This window comes from Actinoplanes sp. NPDC004185, assembly GCF_053603475.1.
This window is the reverse complement of the sequence record NZ_JBSGFR010000001.1, coordinates 403,581-423,877: the sequence shown is the minus strand read 5'-3', so window position 1 is coordinate 423,877 and position 20,297 is coordinate 403,581. Positions and strand designations below refer to the sequence as shown.

Annotated in this window: 17 protein-coding genes and 1 pseudogene; 7 read left to right on the top strand and 11 right to left on the bottom strand. The window is 71.8% G+C overall.

Features of this window, described 5'->3' with window-relative positions; genetic code table 11:
- Nucleotides 1-147: 147 nt before the first annotated feature.
- Entirely contained in the window at nucleotides 148-918 is a 771-nt protein-coding gene (locus ACWEOZ_RS01950; RefSeq protein WP_451908931.1) for a DUF5995 family protein, read from the top strand.
- A 77-nt stretch (nucleotides 919-995) separates the two neighbouring features.
- Here the strand turns inward: ACWEOZ_RS01950 and ACWEOZ_RS01945 are convergent, their stop codons facing one another.
- The 6 genes from ACWEOZ_RS01945 to ACWEOZ_RS01920 all read right to left on the bottom strand — a co-directional run bounded on the left by ACWEOZ_RS01945 (nucleotide 996) and on the right by ACWEOZ_RS01920 (nucleotide 6,020).
- Nucleotides 996-1,514 carry a hypothetical protein gene (locus tag ACWEOZ_RS01945; RefSeq protein ID WP_451908889.1) on the bottom strand — a complete coding sequence of 173 codons (519 nt, stop codon included), beginning with the start codon at nucleotides 1,512-1,514 and terminating at the stop codon, nucleotides 996-998.
- A 41-nt stretch (nucleotides 1,515-1,555) separates the two neighbouring features.
- A complete protein-coding gene (locus ACWEOZ_RS01940) occupies nucleotides 1,556-2,932 on the bottom strand; it encodes a HAMP domain-containing sensor histidine kinase (RefSeq protein WP_451908888.1) in 1,377 nt (458 codons plus the stop codon).
- On the bottom strand, nucleotides 2,925-3,614 hold the full coding sequence (locus tag ACWEOZ_RS01935; RefSeq protein ID WP_451908887.1) for a response regulator transcription factor: 690 nt from the start codon (nucleotides 3,612-3,614) through the stop codon (nucleotides 2,925-2,927). Before ACWEOZ_RS01935 ends, ACWEOZ_RS01940 begins: the two co-directional genes overlap by 8 nt.
- A 29-nt stretch (nucleotides 3,615-3,643) precedes the next feature.
- On the bottom strand, nucleotides 3,644-4,885 hold the full coding sequence (locus ACWEOZ_RS01930; protein ID WP_451908886.1) for an RNA polymerase sigma factor: 1,242 nt from the start codon (nucleotides 4,883-4,885) through the stop codon (nucleotides 3,644-3,646).
- On the bottom strand, nucleotides 4,882-5,241 hold the full coding sequence (locus ACWEOZ_RS01925) for a YciI family protein (protein ID WP_451908885.1): 360 nt from the start codon (nucleotides 5,239-5,241) through the stop codon (nucleotides 4,882-4,884). Before ACWEOZ_RS01925 ends, ACWEOZ_RS01930 begins: the two co-directional genes overlap by 4 nt.
- A 152-nt stretch (nucleotides 5,242-5,393) precedes the next feature.
- Nucleotides 5,394-6,020: a serine hydrolase domain-containing protein gene (locus tag ACWEOZ_RS01920; protein WP_451908930.1), complete on the bottom strand. Its 627-nt coding sequence runs from the start codon at nucleotides 6,018-6,020 to the stop codon at nucleotides 5,394-5,396.
- A 440-nt stretch (nucleotides 6,021-6,460) separates the two neighbouring features.
- Here ACWEOZ_RS01920 and ACWEOZ_RS01915 point away from each other — a divergent pair, with 440 nt between their 5' ends.
- The gene (locus ACWEOZ_RS01915) at nucleotides 6,461-9,850 is read left to right on the top strand and encodes a galactose-binding domain-containing protein (protein ID WP_451908884.1); all 3,390 of its coding nucleotides are present in this window, start codon (nucleotides 6,461-6,463) and stop codon (nucleotides 9,848-9,850) included.
- 99 nt (nucleotides 9,851-9,949) lie between these two features.
- Complete coding sequence (locus ACWEOZ_RS01910) at nucleotides 9,950-10,324, top strand: VOC family protein (RefSeq protein ID WP_451908883.1); 375 nt, start codon at nucleotides 9,950-9,952, stop codon at nucleotides 10,322-10,324.
- 6 nt (nucleotides 10,325-10,330) lie between these two features.
- Here ACWEOZ_RS01910 and ACWEOZ_RS01905 read toward each other — a convergent pair whose 3' ends face one another.
- Nucleotides 10,331-10,807: a hypothetical protein gene (locus ACWEOZ_RS01905; RefSeq protein WP_451908882.1), complete on the bottom strand. Its 477-nt coding sequence runs from the start codon at nucleotides 10,805-10,807 to the stop codon at nucleotides 10,331-10,333.
- 36 nt (nucleotides 10,808-10,843) lie between these two features.
- Between ACWEOZ_RS01905 and ACWEOZ_RS01900 the strand changes: the two are divergent.
- A pseudogene (locus ACWEOZ_RS01900) lies at nucleotides 10,844-11,554 on the top strand (endonuclease/exonuclease/phosphatase family protein); the annotation flags it as partial.
- Nucleotides 11,555-11,920: 366 nt separating this feature from the next.
- On the opposite strand, the gene ACWEOZ_RS01895 reads toward ACWEOZ_RS01900, so the two are convergent.
- Both ACWEOZ_RS01895 and ACWEOZ_RS01890 read right to left on the bottom strand, forming a co-directional pair.
- Nucleotides 11,921-12,577 carry a response regulator gene (locus tag ACWEOZ_RS01895; RefSeq protein ID WP_451908881.1) on the bottom strand — a complete coding sequence of 219 codons (657 nt, stop codon included), beginning with the start codon at nucleotides 12,575-12,577 and terminating at the stop codon, nucleotides 11,921-11,923.
- The gene (locus ACWEOZ_RS01890; protein WP_451908880.1) at nucleotides 12,574-14,631 is read right to left on the bottom strand and encodes a sensor histidine kinase; all 2,058 of its coding nucleotides are present in this window, start codon (nucleotides 14,629-14,631) and stop codon (nucleotides 12,574-12,576) included. The genes ACWEOZ_RS01895 and ACWEOZ_RS01890 overlap by 4 nt, the downstream gene beginning before the upstream one ends.
- Before the next feature lie 162 nt (nucleotides 14,632-14,793).
- On the opposite strand from ACWEOZ_RS01890, the gene ACWEOZ_RS01885 reads away from it, so the two are divergent.
- Nucleotides 14,794-15,516: a hypothetical protein gene (locus ACWEOZ_RS01885; RefSeq protein WP_451908879.1), complete on the top strand. Its 723-nt coding sequence runs from the start codon at nucleotides 14,794-14,796 to the stop codon at nucleotides 15,514-15,516.
- Between the two features lie 240 nt (nucleotides 15,517-15,756).
- On the top strand, nucleotides 15,757-16,338 hold the full coding sequence (locus ACWEOZ_RS01880) for a DUF305 domain-containing protein (protein ID WP_451908878.1): 582 nt from the start codon (nucleotides 15,757-15,759) through the stop codon (nucleotides 16,336-16,338).
- Between the two features lie 69 nt (nucleotides 16,339-16,407).
- Here ACWEOZ_RS01880 and ACWEOZ_RS01875 read toward each other — a convergent pair whose 3' ends face one another.
- Nucleotides 16,408-17,808 (bottom strand): DUF1996 domain-containing protein, encoded by a 1,401-nt coding sequence (locus ACWEOZ_RS01875; protein WP_451908877.1) that lies wholly within the window; start codon nucleotides 17,806-17,808, stop codon nucleotides 16,408-16,410.
- 232 nt (nucleotides 17,809-18,040) lie between these two features.
- Between ACWEOZ_RS01875 and ACWEOZ_RS01870 the strand changes: the two genes are divergently transcribed.
- The gene (locus tag ACWEOZ_RS01870; protein WP_451908876.1) at nucleotides 18,041-19,099 is read left to right on the top strand and encodes a LacI family DNA-binding transcriptional regulator; all 1,059 of its coding nucleotides are present in this window, start codon (nucleotides 18,041-18,043) and stop codon (nucleotides 19,097-19,099) included.
- A gap of 49 nt (nucleotides 19,100-19,148) precedes the next feature.
- Here ACWEOZ_RS01870 and ACWEOZ_RS01865 read toward each other — a convergent pair whose 3' ends face one another.
- The gene (locus ACWEOZ_RS01865; RefSeq protein ID WP_451908875.1) at nucleotides 19,149-20,249 is read right to left on the bottom strand and encodes a calcium:proton antiporter; all 1,101 of its coding nucleotides are present in this window, start codon (nucleotides 20,247-20,249) and stop codon (nucleotides 19,149-19,151) included.
- Nucleotides 20,250-20,297 lie beyond the last annotated feature (48 nt).

Below are 20,297 nucleotides of genomic sequence, written 5' to 3'. Positions count from 1 at the left end.
CGTCGTTCTACCGATCCCCGCGCCCGCCCCCGATGAAAGGCTGACTCTCGTTCGGGGGAGCACCGCCCGGCCGGCCGGCAGCACCGGGCCGCCGGGCGGTGCTGGAGGGCCTCCGCGAGGGAGTTCCGTGTGTGGAGGACCGCGATGATCACCGATTCCGTCTGGGGGCCTGTCCGCCAGGACATGGCCGACGTGCTGGCCGGGCACCCCGATGACGTACCCGCGGTGGTCGACCAGCTCACGAAGCTCCAGGACGTGCTGGAGCGGGTGCCGCCGCTGCTGGTCAGCAACCCGCTCGCCGACTTCAACAAGCTCTACCTGACCATCACGACCAGCGTGCTCGAGCGCCTGTACGCGGGCCGGTTCGCCGACCCGGCGTTCCTGTCCCGCCTGGACGTGGAGTTCGCCGCCCGCTACTTCGACGCCCTGCGCCAGTGGTCGGACGCCAGCACCGGCTGCCCGCGAGCGTGGTCCGTGCTGTTCCACCGGATCCCGGGCCCGGACGCGCGCCCGCTGCCGTCGGCGGCCGCCGGGGTCAACGCGCACATCAACTTCGACCTGCCGTTCGCCCTGGTCACCACCTTCGACCACCTCGGCTCCGACCCGGTCGACGACAGCGATCAGCACCACGACTACCTGCAGATCAACGACATCTTCGCCGAGTCCATCCCCGGGCTGCGCCGCGGCTTCCTGGAGAAGTGGCAGCTGATCATCGACATGATGAACGGCGACCTGGACGACTGGTGGCAGGGCGAGCTGATCGAGTACACCCGCAACGTGGCCTGGCGCAACTCGCAGAAGCTCTGGTGCGTACGCCATGACCTGCAGGCCCTCGGCCGGGAGCGGACGCGCCTGGACGGCACCGCCGAGGCTTTCGGCAAGCTGCTGCTGTCACCGATGGGCGCCATCCTGCAGTGACCGGCTCAGATCTTTACTCCGGGGGGCGGGGTGCAGGGCCCGTGCTCGTCCAAGAGCACGGGCCCTGAACCTCCTCGCTACTTGATCACGACCAGGCGGGCGACGTTCTTGTCGCCGTCCCGGGCGCCGGCCAGGCCGATCTCCGCGCCGCTCTTGATCGCGGCGGCCTCGACCTTCTTCTTGTCCTGCACCACCCGCAGCTTGTCGCCGTAGGTCCAGGTCTGCGCGAAGCCGTCGGCGGACTTGACGCTCACGGTCGTGGCGTCCACCGCGGTGACCGTGCCGCGCTGCACGACGACGGTCTTGACGCCGTCCTTGCCCTGCACCGTCATCTCGCCGTGCAGGGTGTTCTTGCGGAGGAACTTGCGGGCCCCAGGGTGCTTGCCCGCCTTGTCCGGCTTGGCCGCGGCCGAGGAGGACGGTGCCGGTTCCGCCTCCAGGCCGACGGCCGCGAGCGCGAAGGTCTCGTCCGCGACGTCGGCCGCGGGCGCCGCCGGGGCACCGGCCGGCGCCGCGGCACCGCCGCAACCGCTCAGCCCGAGCAGACCGGCGAGGCCCACAGTGGTCAGGGTCAGCGCGATACGGGTTCGTGTCATGCGGCCAAGACTGCGCCCGGCGTGCACGGGCCGGATCAGCGTCATGTTCGGGTTGGGTAAGGGCCGGTCGCGGCGGGCCGGGCGGCAGAGGGCAGGCTGATGGTGAACATCGCGCCGCCCTCCGGGGCGTGCCCGGCCGCGATGGTGCCGCCGAGCCGCCCGACCAGGCGGGCGGCCAGCGCCAGCCCCAGACCGCTACCGGTACGCCGGATGCCCCGGTACCGCCGCTGCAGAGCGCCACGCTGGAACGCCACCGCCAGGTCCTCGTCCGAGAAGCCCGGACCCCCGTCCCGGATCTCGAGCACACCGCCGTGCGGGCCGGGCCGTACCGCCAGGACCAGCGGGGCACCCGGCGGCACCACCCGCAGCGCGTTCTCGCAGAGTCCGTCGATGACCTGACGGATGCGGCCGGGGTCGGTGCCCACCACAACCGGCTCCGCGGGCAGCTCGGTGCGCAGCTCCGGACCGTCCGGGCCGCAGCGCCGCGCCCAGGCCTCGCCGGCCGAGCCGGCCAGGTCGACCAGGTCCACCGGCACGATGTCCACGGGCAGGTCCGCGGCCTCCAGGCGGGCGAGCACCAGCAGGTCCGAGATCAGCCGGTCGAGCCGGTCGGCCTCGGCGACCATGGTCTGCCCGGCCCGGGCCGCGTCGTCGGCGGCGACCACGCCGTCGGCCAGGGCCTCGGCGTAGCCGCGGATCGTGGACAGCGGGGTACGCAGCTCGTGCGACACCGACAGCAGGAACTCGCGTTCCCGGCCCTCGCTGATCTGCAACGCCGCGCCGAGCTGGTTGAGCGCGGACGCGAGCTCGGCCACCTCGGCCGGCGGTCGCACCGCGAGGCGCACCGAACGGTCGCCGGACGAGAGCCGGCCCGCCGCCACAGCCGCCTGCCGCAGCGGCCGGGCGATGAAACGGGCCAGCAGCGCCCCGGCGAGGACACCGCCGAGCAGACCGGCCAGCAGTGCGAGCCACACTCCGCCGAGGACCCGGGCCGCCGTACCGGAAGCGGTGTCGCGGGTGAGCACCACGCCGCTGGTGTTGCCCCGCAGCGGCCGGCCGACGATCAGCACCGCCCGCCCGCGGACCGTGCCCCGGGTGTTGACCGTCGCGCCTCCGGCGACCTGGGTGACCACCCGGTCCGGCAGGCCGGCCCGGTCGACGGTGCCCCGCCGGATCAGATAGACGTCGATGCCGTCGGCCCGCAGCCGGGACACGATCCGCTCCCGGGCCCCCTGGCGTTCGGTGGTGAGCAGCTCCACCGCGAGCGCCGACTTCTCCACCAGCTCGTCGCGGGCGGCGTTGTTGGCCGAACGCACGGCGATGGGCAGCGCGACGAGCGCGGTGATGATGACGGCGACGACGGCGGTGGCCGCGGTGACCAGGACTGTCCGGCCGGACAGGGTGCCGAGGCTACGCATCGGCGGTGTAGCCGACCCCGCGGACCGTGCGGATCAGGGTCGCGGCGGCGCCCAGCTTGGCGCGCACCTGGGCCACGTGCACATCGACCGTACGGGTGCCCGCCGGCGACGCGTACCCCCAGACGCTGGCCAGCAGCTCCTCCCGGGTGAAGACCCGCCCCGGGCGCCCGAGCAGGTGCGCGAGCAGGTCGAACTCGGTGGGCGTGAGCGTCAGCGGCACACCGTCCACGGTGACCAGATGGCGGCCGGAGTCCAGCTGCAACGGCCCGAGCGTGCGCACGTGGCCGCCGTCGGGTGGCCCGGCCGCGCGGCGCAGCAGGGCCCGCACCCGGGCGACCAGCTCCCGCGGGCTGAACGGCTTGGTGAGGTAGTCGTCGCCACCGAGCTCGAGGCCGAGGATCCGGTCGACCTCGTCGTCGCGGGCGGTGAGGAAGACCACGGGGGTCCAGTCACCGGCCTCCCGCATGCGGCGGCAGATCTCGGTGCCCTCCATCCCGGGCAGCGCGATGTCCAGCACGCACGCGACCGGCCGCAACCGCCGGGCCGCGGCCAGCCCGGCCGGGCCGTCGTGCTCGACGTGCACCCCGAAGCCGTCCCGGCTCAGGTAGAGCCGGACCAGGTCCGCGATCGGCCGTTCGTCCTCGACCAGCAGGATCAGGCCCTTGGCGGGAGGTTCACTCACCGCACCATCATGCCCGGCTCAGGCCCGGCTCAATGTTCGGATGAGGTACGGGTCGACAGCGCCGCCGCCCGCAGGGTCAGATACCGCTGCTCGGGCAGGCTGGCCGTCATGGCCGCCGCCCGCAGGTAACCGGTGTGCGCCGCGGCGTGGTCGCCGGCCAGCTCCAGCAGGTGCGCGCGGACCGACTCGAGCCGGTGGTTGCCCGCCATCCGCTCGTCACCGTCGAGCTCGGCCAGCACGGCGAGCCCGGCCAGCGGCCCGCGCGCCCGGGCCACGGCCACCGCCCGGTTCAGCGTGACCACCGGGCCCGGCGAGACGCGTTCCAGCACCTCGTAGAGGGCCAGGATCTGCGGCCAGTCGGTCTCCGCGGCGGTGCGGGCCTCGTCGTGCACCGCGGCGATCGCGGCCTGCAACTGGTACGGCCCCAGCGGCCCCCGGCCCAGCGTCCCGGAGACCAGCGCGACCCCCTCGGCGATGAACGCGGCATTCCACAGTCCGCGATCCTGCTCGTCGAGGGGCACGAGCGCGCCGTGCTCGTCGGTCCGCGCCGCCCGCCGCGCGTCGGTGAGCAGCATGAGGGCGAGCAGGCCGGCCGTCTCGCTGTCGCCGGGCAGCAACCGGTGCAGCATCCGGGTCAGCCGGATCGCCTCGGCGGTCAGGTCGGCCCGTTGCAGGTCCGGCCCGGCACTCGTGGTGTAACCCTCGTTGAAGACCAGGTAGAGCACCTGCCGTACGACCTGGAGCCGGTCGGCCCGTTCGGCCTCGGGCGGGGCCTCGAAGCCCAGCCCGCTGCTGCGGATCCGCTGCTTGGCCCGACTGATCCGCTGGGCCATCGTGGCCTCGGGCACCAGGAACGCCCGGGCGATCTCCGCGGTGCTCAGGCCACCGACCGCGCGCAGCGTCAGGGCGAGCTGCGAGGGCGGCGACAACGACGGATGGCAGCAGAGGAAGAGCAGGGTAAGGGTGTCGTCCTCATCGACGGCGGCGGCCGGGTCGGCCGGTTCGAGCAACACCACATGCTCCTCGCGGGCGCGGCGGGCGCTCTCGCTGCGCCACTCGTCGACCAGCCGGCGACCGGCCACGGTGATCAGCCAGGACCGCGGGCTGTCGGGCACCCCCTCGACCGGCCACTTGAGGGCGGCGGAGAGCAGGGCCTCCTGGACCGCGTCCTCGGCGGCGTCGAACTGCCCGTACCGGCGTACGAGGACCCCGAGGACCTGCGGCGCGAGCTCGCGCAGCAGGCCCTCGACGCCGGGCTGGTCCGTGGTCACTGCTCGGGCGGCCCGTCGGGAACCTCGCGCAGCTCGACCCGCTCGGCCCAGACGACGATCTGGCCGGCCCGTTCGATCGCCCGCTGCTCGTCCTTCACCTCGAGCACCCAGTAACCGGCCAGCGACTCCTTGGCCTCGGCGAACGGCCCGTCGGTCACCACCACCTGACCGTCGACCAGCGTGACGGTCTTGGCCGTGGTGGGATCGGCCAGCCCGCGCGCCTCGACGAACTCACCGGCCTGCTCCAGCTCGGCATTGAACGACATCATGAACTGGATCATCTCGGAGACCCACTCCTGGCTCCGGCTCTGCATCATGGTGGCGCCGTCACCGAACATCATCAGCATGTACTTCATGGCTCAGTCTCCCAGCCCTCGGGTGCCCCCCGCGGGGCACTTCCACCGGTGAGTCGGAGACCGGGCCGCGTTCTCGACACACCCCGCAAGAATTCTCCCGGTGCGTTGCTGATCTCCCGCCTCGCCTGACCGGATGCCGTACGGAGGCAGCGTCAGCCGAGCAACCGGTCGAGCAGGTCGTCGGTGAGACGGATGTGGCGGTCGGCCGGATCGCGTAGGGCGACCGTCAGCAGGGTCAGACCGGCGTCGGGTGACCTGGCGTGGAGCAGTCGCAACTGCTGCCAGCCGCCGCCGTGCCGGTAGACGCGCCGGCCGCGGTGGACGCGCACGCCGATACCCCAGGCGTAGTCCAGCGGCGTGCCGTCGTCGAGAGATCCCGGCGTCTCCAGCAGGCCCGAGATGTGCAGCCGGTCCTCGTTGAGGGCGTCGCCCCAGCGCAGCAGGTCGGCGGGCGTGCTCCACACGCCCCCGTCGCCGAGTGACAGCGGGGCCGGATGCGGTGGCTCGACGGGGACGGCGCCCGGGGGCTGAGCCGAGGGACCGGGCCAGTACAGCGTGCGCGACATCCCCAGCGGCGCGAAGAGATGGTCGCGGGCGAAGTCGGGCAAGGGCTGCTGGGTGGCCTGTTCAACGATCGCGGCGAGCAGGATGTAGCCGGCGTTCGAGTAGGCGAGCCGGCTTCCCGGCTCGGCCGCGGGTGCGGGTGCGGACGCCAGCGCGGTCAGCATGCCGGCGGAGGCACGGTCGCCGGAGCCTGGCCACCGGGTGTCGTCGGGCAGCCCGACACGCCGCTGTCATCTGCTTGGCCAGCGAGGCAATGTAGATCATCGATTCCGCACCCGGTCCATCCACGGTACGTGTGACAACCGTCGGTTCCTGACCCGGACGGCCGAGCGCCGCTGTCACCGCCTCCTGCGGTCCGTAGCCCGCCCGCGCGATCAGTTCCGCGACTCCGCGTTCGTCCATCGGGTCACCGTAGCTACGGAGAGCGCTTTCCGTAGGAGCCGTTACGCCGTACCGAAAGAGCCGGTTTGTCGGTTGCAGGGCACGGAATGCTTGACACATCGGAAAACTGGGCGCAACACTGCGGCGGTATGGAGAGCGCTCTCCATTGATCACTCCCCCCGTGACTCCGTCCCCGATCGTCAGGAGTTCCCGTGCATCCGGCATCCCCCAGGCGCTGTCCCGGCACGCGCCCCGACCTCGACGCTGGCGCCGGTTGATCCCCGTCACCGTGCTCGCCGTCGTCGCCGCCTACGTGGGCGTCGTGCAGTTCACCGCGCACGCCGCCGATTCCCTGCTGTCGCAGGGCAAACCCGCGACCGCGTCGTCGCAGGAGGGCGCGGACGTCGCCGCGGCCCTCGCGGTGGACGGCAACGCCGGTACGCGCTGGTCGAGCCAGTTCAGCGATCCCCAATGGTTGCGGGTGGACCTCGGCACCACCGCCACGATCAGCCAGGTCGTCCTGCAGTGGGAGGGGGCGTACGCGAAGGCGTACAAGATCCAGACCAGTGCCGACGGCACCACCTGGACCGACATCCACAGCACCACCACCGGCGCCGGCGGCACCGAGACCCTCGCGGTGAACGGCACCGGCCGCTACGTCCGCATGTACGGCACCACCCGCGCCAGCGGCTACGGCTACTCCCTCTACGAGTTCAAGGTCTACGGCTCCACCGGCGCACCCACGGCCTGTGGCACCACGAACGCCGCTCAGGGCAAGCCGGCTACCGCCTCCTCGCAGGAGGGTGCGGACGTCGCCGCGGGCAAGGCCGTCGACGGGGACGCGGGCTCCCGCTGGTCGAGCGAGTTCGCCGATCCCCAGTGGCTGCGCGTGGACCTGGGTACCTCCCAGGCGATCTGCCAGGTGGTACTGCAGTGGGAGGGGGCTTACGCGAAGGCGTACAAGATCCAGACCAGTGCCGACGGCACCACCTGGACCGACATCCACAGCACCACCACCGGCGCCGGCGGCACCGAGACCCTCACCGTCAGCGGCACCGGACGCTACGTCCGCATGTACGGCACCACCCGCGCCAGCGGCTACGGCTACTCCCTCTACGAGTTCAAGGTCTTCACCGGTGGCAGCACGACCCCGCCGACCGACCCGACCACGCCGCCGCCCGTGCCCGGTGACTTCACCACCGTGTGGACCGACGACTTCAGCGGCGCCGCCAACACCTCGCCGAACGCGGCGAACTGGCTGCTGCGCACCGGCACCCAGTATCCCGGCGGGGCCGCGAACTGGGGCACCGGCGAGGTCGAGACCGCGTCGAACTCCACCGCCAACGTGTACCTCGACGGCGCCGGCAAGCTGACCATCAAGGCGATCCGGGACGGCGCCGGCAAGTGGACCTCGGGGCGCATCGAGACCCAGCGCACCGATTTCGAGCCGCTGGCCGGGCAGCAGACGAAGTTCACCGCCGTCCTGAAGCAGCCCGACGTGGCCAACGCCGCCGGCTACTGGCCCGGCTTCCGGGCCACCGGCGCGGCCTACCGGGGCACCTACACCAACTGGCCCGGCGTCGGCGAGACCGACATCATGACCGACGTCAACGGCCGCAGCCAGCTCTCCCAGACCCTGCACTGCGGCACCGCACCCGACGGGCCGTGCGCCGAGTACAACGGCCGGCAGAGCGGGCTCGCCAGCTGCACCGGCTGCCAGACCGGCTTCCACGAGTACACCCAGGTCGTCGACCGGACGAAGACCGACGAGGAGATCCGCTTCTACCTCGACGGCCGGCAGACCTGGGTGGTCCGCGAGTCGCAGGTCGGCGTGACCGCGTGGAACGCGGCCGTGCACCACGGCTTCTTCCTGCGCTTCGACCTGGCCATCGGCGGCTCGCTGCCGAACGCGATCGCCGGCTTCACCACGCCCACCCCGGAGACCACCTCGGGCGGCGTGCTCAGCGTCGACTCGGTGACCGTGGCCCGGGCCACCGGCACCATGCCGGCGGCGATGACCGACCCGGCCACCCCGGCCGGCCCTTCGACGGTCAAGGTCACCGGTACGCAGGGCAACTGGCAGCTGAACGTCAACGGCTCACCGTACGAGCTGAAGGGTCTCACCTACGGCCCGCCGCAGGCCGCCGCCGACGGATACATGCGGGACCTGAAGAACATGGGTGTCAACACGATCCGGCTCTGGGGCGTGGACGACGCCAACACGCCCGCGCTGCTCGACAAAGCCGCGCAGCAGAACATCAAGGTCGTCGTCGGGCACTGGCTCAACCAGGGCGCCGACTACGTCAACGACACCGCCTACAAGACCGCCACCAAGAACGAGATCGTGGCCCGGGTCAACGCGCTGAAGAACAAGCAGGGCGTGCTCCTGTGGGACGTCGGCAACGAGGTGATCCTGACCATGCAGGACCACGGGCTGTCCGCGGCCGAGGTGGAGGCCCGGCGGATCGCGTACGCCAAGTACGTCAACGAGGTGGCCCAGGCCATCCACGCCGCCGACCCGAACCACCCGGTCACCTCGACGGACGCGTACACCGGGGCCTGGCCGTACTACAAGCAGTACGCCCCGGACCTGGACCTGCTGGCCGTCAACTCGTACGGCGCCATCGGCAACGTCAAGCAGGACTGGATCAGTGGCGGCTACACCAAGCCGTACATCGTCACCGAGGGCGGACCGGCCGGCGAGTGGGAAGTCCCCAACGACGTCAACGGGGTGCCGACCGAGCCGAGCGATCTGCAGAAACGGGCCGGCTACACGGCCAGCTGGAACGCCATCAAGGCCCACCCCGGCGTGGCGCTGGGCGCGACCGAGTTCCACTACGGGCTGGAGAACGACTTCGGCGGCGTCTGGCTCAACACCTTCACCGGCGGCTGGCGGCGGCTCGGCTACCACGCGCTGAAGCAGGCGTACACCGGCCAGGCCTCGGCCAACACCCCACCCGAGATCACCTCGATGTCGGTGAGCAACCAGACCGCCGTGCCGGCCGGGGGTACGTTCACCGTCACCGCCGGTGCGAGCGACCCGAACGGCGACCTGATCCGTTACAACCTGATGTACAGCAACAAGCACATCACCGGCGGCACCGGCCTGACCAACGTGGTCTTCACCGACAACGGCAACGGCACGTTCAGCGCCCGCGCCCCGGAACAGCTCGGCGTCTGGAAGGTCTACGTGTACGCGTTCGACGGCCAGGGCAACGTCGGCATCGAGCAGCGCTCGTTCAAGGTGGTCCCGCCGACGATCCCCGGCACGAACCTGGCCCGGGGCAGGACGGCGACCGCGTCGACGTACCAGCCGACCGGCACGAACGGGCCGCAGCTGCCGGCGTACGCGGTCGACGGTGACTACGGCACGCGCTGGGCCAGCGAATGGGTCGACACCGCGTGGCTGCAGGTCGACCTGGGCTCGGTGCAGTCGTTCAACCGGGTGCTGCTGGCCTGGGAGGCGGCGTACGCCAAGGGCTACACGGTGCAGGTGTCGGACAACGGCAGCACCTGGCAGACGATCCACACGACGACCAGCGGCAACGGCGGCTTCGACGACCTGGCGATCAGCGGCACGGGCCGCTACGTCCGGGTCTCCGGCACCGCCCGCGCGACCGACTACGGCTACTCGCTGTGGGAGTTCGGCGTCTATCGCAGCTGATCCGCCGGTGGCTCTGTGGCGCTCCCGCTCCGGCGGGAGCGCCACCCGTGTTTCTGTCGGTGGCCGGGTCTATCGTCGGCAATGAGCTGAGGAGGAGTCATGGACAAAGTCGTCCACTTCGAGGTCCCGTTCGACGACGCCGACCGGGCCCACACCTTCTATCGCGACGCCTTCGGCTGGCAGCTGGCGAGCATGCCGGGCATGGGCTACACGATGGTCACCACCACCGCGACCGACGAGTCCGGCCGGCCGGGTGAGCCCGGCGGCATCAACGGCGGCATGCTCGCCAAGCAGGGCCCGATCACCAGCCCGGTGATCACCATCGGCGTCGACGACCTGGACGACGCCCTGGCCCGCATCGAGAAGCTGGGCGGCAAGGTGGCGATCGGCCGGCAGCCGGTCGGGGACATGGGCTTCTCGGCCTACGTCCACGACACCGAGGGCAACCTGATCGGCCTCTGGCAGAACGCCTGAGACCGCTCAGCCCGCCAGGCCGGCCGTCCAGGCCAGGACCCGGTCCACGTCGGGGCGGGTCCAGCCGACCGCCGAGTCGACCGGCACCAGCAGCGTCGGTGCCGTCCGCCCGGCGGCCCAGCGGCGGCCCGCCTCGGTGTGGTTGTCGTCGATCCAGGCGGCCGGGCGGTCACCCACCAGCTCCGCCACCGCCGGCACCTTGGCCTCCGGCGGGAACGGCAGCGGCGGGAAGGTGACCACCGGCAGCGCGGCGACGCCCAGCTTCGCGCCGAAGAGGGTGTTGGCGTCCTCGCCCCAGGCACTCGCCCAGTGCAGGTCACCGGCGGCGGCCAGCTCGGTGATCCACGCGGCGTGGTCCGGGCAGTAGCGCTCCGGGCCCTCACCGGGATAGAACTCGTGCTCGAGGTATCCGTCGGGGCAGGAGGACGCGGCGAAGGGGTTCAGCACCCCGTCGAGATCCAGCAGCAGAACGGGTCGGCTCACCGTGCCATCAAACCCCTGCGGGCTTACCGTCTCTGCATGCGGGTCATGACCTGGAACGTGTGGTGGCGTTTCGGCGGCAACTGGCGCGAGCGGGCCGACGGCATCAGAACCACCCTGGAGACGTACCAGCCGGATGTGGTGGGACTGGTGGAGACCTGGGCCGCCGACGGCACGACGCAGGCCGACGTGCTGGCGAAACAGCTCGGCCTGCACGCGGCGTTCGCGCCGACGTCGCTGCCGCCCGGGCCGGATCCGATCGAGGAGCCCGGACAGCTCGGCGCGGTGGTCGGGCTCGGCCTGCTGAGCCGCTGGCCGATCCTGCGCACCGAGGTGCGGGAGCTGCCGCACCCCCAGCGCCCCGGCCCGCCCCCGACGGCGCTGATCGGCACCCTGGATCATCCCCGGGGCCACCTGTACGTCATCGTCACGTGCCGCGAGTGGGAGCCGCAGTACGCCGAGGACCGGGCCGTGCAGACGGTGGCGCTCGCCGAGCTGGTGACGGACCCGGCGTTCGACGGGCCCCTGCCGGTGCTGCTGATCGGTGACCTGAACGCGCCACCGGACGAGCCCGAGCTGGCCCCGCTGCGCGCCGTCACCGTGGACACGTGGGAGGCCGGTGGCGGTGATCCGGGGGCGACCACTCTGGACTCGCTGCTGCCGTACGCGCCGCTGGAGGCGACCACGCTGATCGACCGCCGGATCGACCACGTGCTGGTGCGCCCGGGACGCCCGGAAACGGCCGTGACCGTCCGGGGTGCCTTCATCGCCGGTGACCGTCCGATCGACGGGCTCTACCCGTCCGACCACTACGCCAACGGGCCGACCTGGACCCGTGAGCGAAGTGTCGTACCCCCTCTGAAGCTCAACCGGGTGGTGCTTGCCCTCGCCGACGCTCACCGCGCCGGAGCCTCGGCTGCGGTGTGGAACGTCCTGGCGGCAGCCATCCCGCCGTTGCCGGCCTCGGGGCCGCGTGGCCTGACTGAGCTGCTGGAGCTGGCAACGCAGGTGGCCGCGGCGATCGGCGTGAGAACGGAGATCGCGGGCCTGGCCGAGGCAGCGGCGAGGCCGGGGGCCTCAGGCTGGCCCGGGGGGCGAGGCGCCTGCCGGCGATCCTCACCCCGTGAACGGGGGTGTGGTGCCCAGGCCGGCGGACCGGGCCTGGATGATCGCCTCGGCCCGGCTGGTGACCTGGAGCTTGGCGAAGATGCTGGTGATGTGGTTGCCCACGGTCGCCGGCGCGAGGCTCAGCCGCGCCGCGATGGCCGCGTTGCCCAGGCCGGCCGCGATCAGCGTCAGCACCTCCCGCTCCCGCGGCGTCAGCTGCGGAAAAGCGGTGCGGTCGGCGTGCGGCCGGGACAGGTAGGCCAGCGCCCGGCGGGCGACGCCGGGGCCGAAGATGGCCTCGCCGGCGGCCACCGCGGCGATCGCCCGGATGACGTTGTCCGGGGCGGCTCCCTTGAGGACGTATCCGCGCGCGCCGGCCCGCATGGCGGCGAAGACCGACTCGTCGTCGTCGAACATGGTGAGCATCAGCACCGCCACGCCGGGGGCCACCCGGGTGACTTCCCGGGTGGCGTCGATGCCGTTGAGGCCGGGCATCTGGATGTCCATCACCAGGACGTCCGGGCCGAGCGTCACCGCTGCCCGCACTGCTTCGGCACCGGTGGCAGCCGTGCCGACCAGGTCGTACCCGTCGTGGGCGGACAGCAGTGCCCCCAGGCCCTCCCGCACGATGCCGTGGTCGTCGGCGACGACGATGCGCAGGGTCATACCCGCTCGCTTCCCCGGACCGTGGAATCGGTCTGCCGGCCTGGCGCCGGCAGGGGCAGCCGGACACGGATGCGGCCGCCGGTGCGGTCGTGGCGGATCTCGCATTCGCCGCCGAGCTCCGCCGTGCGCTCGCGGATCGAGGCGAGTCCGACACCGGGCTGCCAGCTGTCGGCCGCGTTGACGCCGTTGTCGCAGATCTCCAGGCACAACGCGGTGGCCTCGACGCCCAGGCGTACGACGGCGGTCGAGGCGGTCGAGTGGCGTACGACGTTGGTGAGCGCCTCGGTGGCGATGCGGTAGACCGCGACCTCCACGGCGGCGGGCAGTTCCGGCAGCTCGGTGGGTCCGTCGACGCGGACCGAGACCGGGCTGCTGTCGCCGCCGCGGGACAGCACGCTCGCGTACTCGTGCAGAGCACCGACGAGCCCCATCCCGTCCAGCGCCGGTGGCCGCAGGTCGTACACCAGGCGCCGGATCTCCTCGATGGCACCGACGGTCTGGTCGCACACTGTGCCGAGCAGGGTGGTGCTGCGGGCCGGGTCGGTGCCGAGCAGCCGGCGGGCGGCGTCGGCGTTGAGGACCACGCTGGTCAGCACCGGACCCAGTCCGTCGTGCAGGTCGCGGCGGATCCGGCGCCGTTCCTCCTCCCGGCCGCTGATCACCCGTTCCCGGGACACAGCCAGTTCGTCGGCCAGCCGGCCCGCCCGGACGGCCACCGCCAGCGGCGCGGCCAGCAGCGTCAGGACCAGTTCGTCGGCGGGGTCCAGCCGGCCCTCGCCGGCGCGCAGCCCTACGACCAGCTCACCGACGGCGGTGTCGCCGGACCGCAGCGCGACCGCGTGCCGTCCCGGTGGCAACTCGCCATGGCCGGTCAGCTTGTGGTCGTCGACCATGATCGCCGCGGCCGGGAACCGCATCACCCGGCACAGCGTTTCCAGCACGCCCGCCACGCCGTCGGCCGCGGTGCCGGCCTGGCTCAGGCGCGCGCCGACCGTGGCGATCGCCTGGACCGGGTCCCGGCGGGCGCCGTAGAACGCGCGGTGGACCAGGCCCTGCAGCCACACCCGGACCGGGTTGACGGCGAGCGCCACGGCCAGGGTGGCCAGGACCGGGACGCTCTGCCGGCGTACAACGACGTCGAGCGTCGCGACCAACGCCAGGTAGCCACCGACCACCCCGCCGGTCAGCAGCAGGTACAGCACCGAACGGGACACCACGAGGCGGATGTCGAGCAACTGGTGACGCAGCACCGCGATGGTGATCGCCAGGGGCACCAGCAGGATCGGCAGGATGCCCAGCAGCAACGTCTCCGTCCGCAGCGTCGCCTCGAGAGCGAACGCCGCGAGCATGACGATCATCGCGAGGACCAGCCAGAGCAACTGGCGCCGGACTGTGTCGCCGCCCCTGCGGTACCGGAGTACCAGCGCGACCACCGCACCCAGGTAACCCGCCGCGATCGGGAGTTGCACGGCGGCGCCGGCCCACTCCAGCCCGGGCAGCGCCATGTCCGGGTATCCCCGCGCCCCGACGAGCGCCGGCATGCCCCCGAGCGGGTCGATCACCGCGAGCGCGGTGAACACCACCCCGTTGCCGACGAGCAGCGCGGGCAGCCACCGCCACCGCCGGCTGGGCAGTCGCCCGTCGGGCAGCAGGGCCAGCGCGAGCGGGACGAACAGGGCCAGCGCCCAGGTCCAGCCGCCGTTCGTGAGCGTGGCCAGCAGTCGCCACGGCACCCCGGCCCAGCCGTGGCTGACCGCCCACGCGAGCACTGCGGTGCCCGTACCGGTGAAGGCCCAGCAGACGCCGCCGACGAGCAGGGACCAGCCGACCGGATTGCGCGGACGGTGGTGGGCGATCAGCCGGCCGGCCACCGCGAGGGCCAGTCCGATCGCGGCGTTGGAGCCGACCAGCGCGTCGGACAGCCGGGGCCAGCCCAGCCCGGACGCGGTGCCGGCACCGACCGCGACGACGGCCTCGGCCAGCGCCGTCGCGAACAACGCCGCGGCCAGGGTTCGGCGACGCCGGTCGTCGCTGGTGCCTGCCTCGGTGGTCACCGTCCCATCATCGGAGCTCGGACCCCCATCCCGATAGGGCCGTACCCCCAGGGCAGGCGGGAAAGTCCCCCGGCCCCGACAGGGAAGACGAACCTGCCGGCCGGGGCCGGACACGTCGCACGCTGGCCGGACCACCATCAGCCCGAATCCGAGGAGCTCGTCATGGCCACCACCGATGCGGCGCCGCCGGCGCCCACCATCGCCTCCACCCGTCAGGTCCGCGATGTCCGCGGTTTCTGGCGCGTCCTGCTCGCCGTCATCGCGCCGCTGCCCATGGTGTTCATGGGTTTGTTCTACATCCTGAGCCCGGTGGACGGCGGCGAGAGTTTCACCGAGACCGTGACCGCCTTCGCGGCCAGCCCGGACCGGCTGGAACTGCTGGAGTGGCTCGGTGCGCCGTTCCTGATGCTGCTGGTGCCCGCCACCTTCGCGGTCGCCTGGGTCAGCCGGCGCCGCACGCCTCGGCTCACCACCATCGGCGCGCTGTTCGCTGTGGGTGGAGTCAGTGCCGGCTTCGGACTGCTTGACGGCGCGGTGAACCCCGCGTACCTCACCGTCCGGGACGGGCTCGACGTCGCCACCGTGGACAAGCTCCACACCGCCACGTCCGAGCACCCGTTGCAGCTCATCGGCGGGCTGCTGTTCATCCTGGGGATCACCGTCGGGCTGCTGCTGCTGGGCATCGCCCTGTGGCGCAGCCGCGTCGCCCCGGCCTGGATGGGCATCGCCCTCGCTCTGGGTGGCGCCACGCACCCGTTCATGCCCGGCCATGTGGCCGCCGGCATCGGCCTGCTCGTCACGGCCGTGGGCTTCGCCGGGGCGAGCGTCGCCCTGCTGCGGTCCCCGAACGACGACTTCGACCTGCCGCCCGTCCGGATCAGTTGACCGCGGTGGAGGCCCCTGCGCGCCACAGCCTCGGTGGCACCGTGGCGCGCAGGGGAATTCTCTGGACCGGTCGCTGCGGGAGAGCGTTTTCCGGGCTGAGTTGATTGTTGCCGCGGTGTTGCGGCCCGTCAATATCTTCTGGTTCCGGAACCGTGCGGTATTGGTATTCGGGATGGCGTTATTGACAGGTCCGGCACCGCCGCAGAGACTGAGATGCTTCCTTTGTGAATGGAGTTTTCTGTGAGCATCGCGCTGCGTGCTGTAGCGGGCAGTAGCCTCCTGGCCCTGCTGCTCGGTGCCGGCGCTTGTGGCTCCGGAACGTCCACCACCGCCGCACCGCCGGTCGCCAGTTCCTCGGCCGCCGGCTTCTTCGGCGGCACTGATCTGGCCTGGGTCGAGATCACCATCGCCATGAACGAGGAGCTGCTGCCGCTGCTCGACCTGGCCCCCGCGCATGCCTCGGACCCCGGCCTCAAGGCCCTCGCCGCCGAGGTCAAGTCGGTCCATGAGCAGGAGCTCAGCACCCTGCGAGGCCTGCACGACGAGGCCCGGCTGCCCGCCGAGAATCCACACAAGGGCATGCCGATGCCCGGCATGGTGACCCCCGATCAGGTCGCTCAGGCCGCGGCCACCCAGGGCGCCGCCTTCGACAAGCTGCTCGCCCAGCACCTCGAGGCGCATCTCGAGCAGGGCGTCAAGCTCGCCGAGAGCGAGGGGAAGGCCGGCCTCGAGCCGCGGACCAAGGATCTCGCCGCCCGGGTGCTCGCCGGGCGCCGGCAATTCCTGGCGCAGCTGCCGGTCACGAGATCCAGCGGGAAATAACTGTTATTCCGGAGCCACGAAATGGTCCGGGTGCCCGACCAGCGGCGCCCGGACCATTTCGGTCGACTGTTACGGCAGGACGTAGTTCTCATTCAGGGCCGCGCCCCGGTCCGGCTTGTACTGGTCGAAACCGCGCGGGTCGCACTGCAGACCACCGTTGATGCAGTGGGTCACCAGGGCGTTCAGGGTCCGCGCGTCCCAGGCGTTGTAGAAGTCGTAGTGGAACGAGTACGCCCGCCCGCTCGCCAGCCGCACGTTCGCCATGGAGCCGCTCACCGGGAACGCCATCTTGAACTCGATCATCGGGACCGCCACCGGGTGGCTGGCCGGGCACACGCCGACCGTCGGGTACGCCATGTGGCTCTTGTGGTCCGGCGTGTCCAGGTGGATGCCGTCCCAGCAGCTCGGCGCCTGGTACCGGATGTTCAGCTGGGTGCCGGCCGGGCAGTTCGCCGGGAAGTCCCAGTTGCGCACGCTGTCGCCGCACTCCCAGCCCTCGACCGCACCCGGCGCGTTCTTGAACTCGTCGAGGGTCGCCGACGGGCTGCCGACCACGTACCGCAGGCCCGGCGGGGACGGGCGCACGCTGCGGTAGTCGATCACGCCGCTCTTGTAGTAGATGACCTGACGGCCCACCGGCTGCACGGCCGTGTCGCCGTTGAGCAGCGTCGGCATCCAGTAGCCGGTCTTGTCACCCGGCGTGATGCAGGAGGTGCCGCCGGCGTTGAGGCTGGCCAGCGTCGTCGCCGCGTTCGTGGTGGTGTTGCCCATGAACGTGTGCGAGTGCGAGGCGCCCGGCATGTTGGGGAAGACGATCGGGTCGTCCGGCAGGTTGGACCGGCTCACCGAGCAGTTCGCCTGGAACTCGTGGTGGGTCGTGGGCGGATTGGTCGCCGGTGGCGTCGCCGTCGAGGGGGTCACCCCGGTCACGGGCGGGTCGGCCAGGACGTAGCCGCCGCCGGCCGGGGGTGTGCTGGTGCTCGTGCCGTACACCTTGAACTCGTACAGCGAGTAGCCGTAGCCGGTGCCGCGCTGGGTGCCGTACATGCGCACGTACCGGCCGCTGCCGTTGACCGTCAGCGTCTGGTTGCCGCCGGCCGCCGTCGTGGTGCTGTAGATGGTGGTCCAGGCGTTGCCGTCCGGCGATGTCTGGATCTGGTACGCCTTCGCGTACGCCGCCTCCCACTGCAGCACGACCTGGGTGACCGTGGCGGTGCTGCCCAGGTCGACGCGCAGCCACTGGGGATCCGCCCACTGGCTGCCCCACCGGGTGTCCGTACGGCCGTCGACCGCGGCCGCCGCCGGCGACTCACCGTTCTCCAGCGACGACGCGAGCGCCGGTCTTCCCTGTGACAGCAGGGTGTCGGCGGCCTGCGCCGATTGCACTCCGGCCACCAGCAGCGATCCCGCCACGGCGGCGACACCCAGCGGTGCGACGAGCCGTCTGAGCCGGCTTCTTGCTGTTCTCATGAGTTCTCCCACGGGGGTGAGGACGGATGGCACCACGGCCGGACGTGCGGGGGATCGGCCGCCATAACTTGGAGAGCGCTTTCCGAAGTGTTACGCCGCGGTTGCGCGTACGTCAATATGCCCCAGTGGTTCCGGAACCTGAGCGCCTTCCGGCGGGCCCGGAAGGGCAGGTCGGAGAGCGCTCTCCACCATGTGCTATAAAAACTGTTATGCAGACCCGGAGCCTCACCTCATGACCGCCGGCACCCGGCGGTTGCCCGTCGGTGAGCGGTTGCCGACGCTGGAGGACGTGGCCCGGGTCGCCGGCGTCTCCCGGGCGACCGCCTCCCGGGTGATCAACGGCATCCGCAACGTGGACCCGCAACTGCACGAGATGGTGTGGAACGCGGTCGGCCAGACCGGCTACGTGCCCAACCGGCTGGCCCGTTCGCTGGTCACCCGGCGCACCGGCACGGTGGCCCTGGTCGTGTCCGACTCGGAGTCGCACGACGACGACCCGTTCATGGGCCGGTTCTTCGCCGACCCGTACTTCGGCCGGGTGGTCGGCGGGCTGATGAGCGTGCTGCGCGCGGCCGGCATCCAGCTGGCGCTGCAGATCGTCGGCACCGAGGAGCAGCGCACCCGGCTGGTCGGCGACCTGCGGCACGGCCAGGCCGACGGCGTGATCGTGCTGTCGCTGCCCGGCCACGACCCGCTGCCGCGCATGCTCACCGACGCCGGCGTGCCCGCGGTGATGATCGGCCGCCCGGCCGACCCGGTGCCGATCAACTACGTGGACCTGGCCAACGACACGGGCGCGTCGCTGGCCGCCGATCACCTCGTCGGCCGCGGCTGCCAGCTGGTCGCGATGATCTCCGGCCCGGCGGACGTGCCGGCCAGCAACGACCGGATCACCGGCTTCCGCCGCTCGATGGCCCGGCACGGCCACGCCTGGGTGCCGCTGGCCTCGGGCAACTTCACCCAGGAGAGCGGCGAGCAGGCGATGCGCACCCTGCTGGCCGAGCACCCGCAACTGGACGGCGTCTTCGTGGCCAACGACCTGATGGCGCTCGGCGCCCTGCTGGCCCTGCGCGACGCTGGCCGCCGCGTGCCGGAGGACGTGGCGATGGTCGGATTCGACGACAGCAGCGCGGCGGTGGCGGCCAATCCGGCCCTGACCACGGTGCGGCATCCGCTGGAGGACATGGCCGCGGAAAGCGCGCGGCTGCTGATGGCCCGCATCGAGGACCCCACGATGCGCATCTCATCGGTGATCTACGAACCGACCCTGGTGCTGCGCCAGTCGGCCTGAAGCGGTGCGTCCCGCCGCCACGGGGGCGGCGGGACGCCCACACCGCTTGTTACGGGCTGGCGGCCAGGAAGAGGAAGGCCGCCAGCAGTCCCAAGTGGATACCGCCCTGCAACACGTTGGCCCGGCCCGGGACCACCGTCAGCGTGCCGACCACCACGGTCAGCGCCAGCAGCACCATCTGCGTGCCGCCCAGACCGAGCAGCAACGGTCCCTCCAGCCAGATCATCGCGATGGCGATCGCCGGGATGGTCAGGCCGATGCTCGCCATCGCCGATCCCAGGGCCAGATTGAGGCTGGTCTGCATGCGGTCACGGGCTGCCGCCCGTACCGCGGCGATCGTCTCCGGCAGCAGCACCAGCAGCGCGATCACCACGCCGACCACCGCCTGCGGCATGCCGGCCGCGGCGACCGCCGATTCGATCGACGGGGAGACACCCTTGGCCAGGCCGACGACCGCGATCAGCGCGACCAGCAGCAGTCCCACGCTGGTCAGCGCCGCTCGGCGGGTCGGCGGTTCGAGATGCTCCTCCTCCTTGATGATCTCGCCGGCCGTCGTGATCGGCAGGAAGTAGTCGCGGTGCCGGTGGGTCTGCACCAGCACGAACAGCAGGTAGAGCGCGAGCGAGGCCACCGCGGCGAAGCCGAGCTGGGCCGGGGAGAACTGCGGGCCCGGGCGGCTCGTGGTGAAGCTGGGCAGCACCAGGCTCAGCGTGGCGATCGTCGCCACCGCGGCCAGAGCGCCGCCGGTGCCCTCGGAATGGAAGACGGCCACCCGCCGGCGGATCGCCCCGACCAGCAGGGACAGTCCGAGGATGCCGTTGCAGGTGATCATCACGGCCGCGAAGACCGTGTCGCGGGCCAGCGCCTGCGCCTTCTCGCCGCCGCTGATCATCAACGTCACGATGAGGGCGACCTCGATGATGGTCACGGCCACGGCCAGCACCAGCGAACCGAACGGCTCGCCGACCTTGTGGGCGACCACCTCCGCGTGGTGCACCGCGGCCAGCACGGCGCCGGCCAGCAGCAGACCGCTGATGATCACGGCCGGCGGCGGCAGGTCGCGGCCCCAGGTCAGGACCAGGGCGACTGTGGCGAGGATCGGGACCCAGGCCGTCCAGCGGGCGAGGTAATTCGAGATCTTCGCGTTCATCGGTCAACCCTGCCAGAAAAGCGGCTTCCCCGCCGTGCGACCAGCGTC

Bases quoted from the DNA above. Each gene is read 5' to 3' on its own strand.
- ACWEOZ_RS01875 (WP_451908877.1), bottom strand. From the start codon at position 17,808: ATGAGAACAGCAAGAAGCCGGCTCAGACGGCTCGTCGCACCGCTGGGT.
- ACWEOZ_RS01925 (WP_451908885.1), bottom strand. From the start codon at position 5,241: ATGAAGTACATGCTGATGATGTTCGGTGACGGCGCCACCATGATGCAG.
- ACWEOZ_RS01895 (WP_451908881.1), bottom strand. From the start codon at position 12,577: ATGACCCTGCGCATCGTCGTCGCCGACGACCACGGCATCGTGCGGGAG.
- ACWEOZ_RS01865 (WP_451908875.1), bottom strand. From the start codon at position 20,249: ATGAACGCGAAGATCTCGAATTACCTCGCCCGCTGGACGGCCTGGGTC.
- ACWEOZ_RS01910 (WP_451908883.1), top strand. From the start codon at position 9,950: ATGGACAAAGTCGTCCACTTCGAGGTCCCGTTCGACGACGCCGACCGG.
- ACWEOZ_RS01885 (WP_451908879.1), top strand. From the start codon at position 14,794: ATGGCCACCACCGATGCGGCGCCGCCGGCGCCCACCATCGCCTCCACC.
- ACWEOZ_RS01945 (WP_451908889.1), bottom strand. From the start codon at position 1,514: ATGACACGAACCCGTATCGCGCTGACCCTGACCACTGTGGGCCTCGCC.
- ACWEOZ_RS01940 (WP_451908888.1), bottom strand. From the start codon at position 2,932: ATGCGTAGCCTCGGCACCCTGTCCGGCCGGACAGTCCTGGTCACCGCG.
- ACWEOZ_RS01870 (WP_451908876.1), top strand. From the start codon at position 18,041: ATGACCGCCGGCACCCGGCGGTTGCCCGTCGGTGAGCGGTTGCCGACG.